Source organism: Kribbia dieselivorans NBRC 106261 (genome assembly GCF_001552435.1).
Lineage (GTDB): Bacteria > Actinomycetota > Actinomycetes > Actinomycetales > Dermatophilaceae > Kribbia > Kribbia dieselivorans.
Genome location: NZ_BCRE01000302.1, coordinates 1 through 815, shown reverse-complemented (window position 1 = coordinate 815; position 815 = coordinate 1). Strand labels below are relative to the sequence as shown.

Here is an 815-nt window from a genome sequence, read left to right as displayed (position 1 = left end):
CTCGGCGAACACACGAGGCTCCGTCGCGTCGCTGGGCCCTGCGGTCGGCCACACCGCGACGGCCACCGCCGCCAGCAGGAGCGCGGTCACCATGAGCGCCCGTCCAGACCAGTGATGGACTCGACGACTCGGGCACCGTCGTCGTCGCGACGCACGTGGACAATCGCCTGCAGCGCGCTGCGGACCTGCGCCTGCACCACCTCCGGGCCCATCCCGGCCAAGGCGCCCAAGGCCTCCAGCCGCGGCAGCACGTCCCGGGCGCCGTTTGCGTGCACCGTGCCGCACCCGCCCTCATGCCCGGTGTTCAGGGCCATGAGCAGATCGCGAACCTCGGCACCGCGCACCTCGCCGACCACCAGCCGGTCGGGTCGCATGCGCAACGCCTGCCGGACGAGGTCGACCATCGTCACCGCCCCGGCACCCTCGACGTTGGCCGGGCGTGACTGGAGGTACACCGTGTGTTCGTGCGCGATGCGCAGTTCGCGCACGTCCTCGACCACGAGGAGCCGTTCGGCGGTCGGGATCTCGGCGAGCAATGCCGAGAGCAGGGTCGTCTTGCCCGACCCGGTGCCGCCGCAGACGAGAAAGGCCACGCGGTCGGCGATGATCGCGCGCAGTGTCCGGGTCTGGGCGGCCGTGGCCATCCCCCACGAGGTCAGTTCGTCCAGCGAGGGGCTGACCCGGCGCGGAACACGCAGCGAGATGTGCGCTCCACCCGCGACGACCGGCGGCAGGATCGCGTGCAACCGGACCCCACCGGGCAGCAGGCCGTCGACCCACGGCTGGGCGTCGTCGAGCCGCCGGCCCGCCAGACC

1 protein-coding gene is annotated in these 815 nt (G+C 72.9%); it reads right to left on the bottom strand.

Going from position 1 to position 815, the window contains the following annotated elements:
• Positions 1 to 86: 86 nt before the first annotated feature.
• Positions 87 to 815: TadA family conjugal transfer-associated ATPase (locus tag KD1_RS16015; RefSeq protein WP_068403597.1), on the bottom strand; the 729-nt coding region annotated here is incomplete at its 5' end.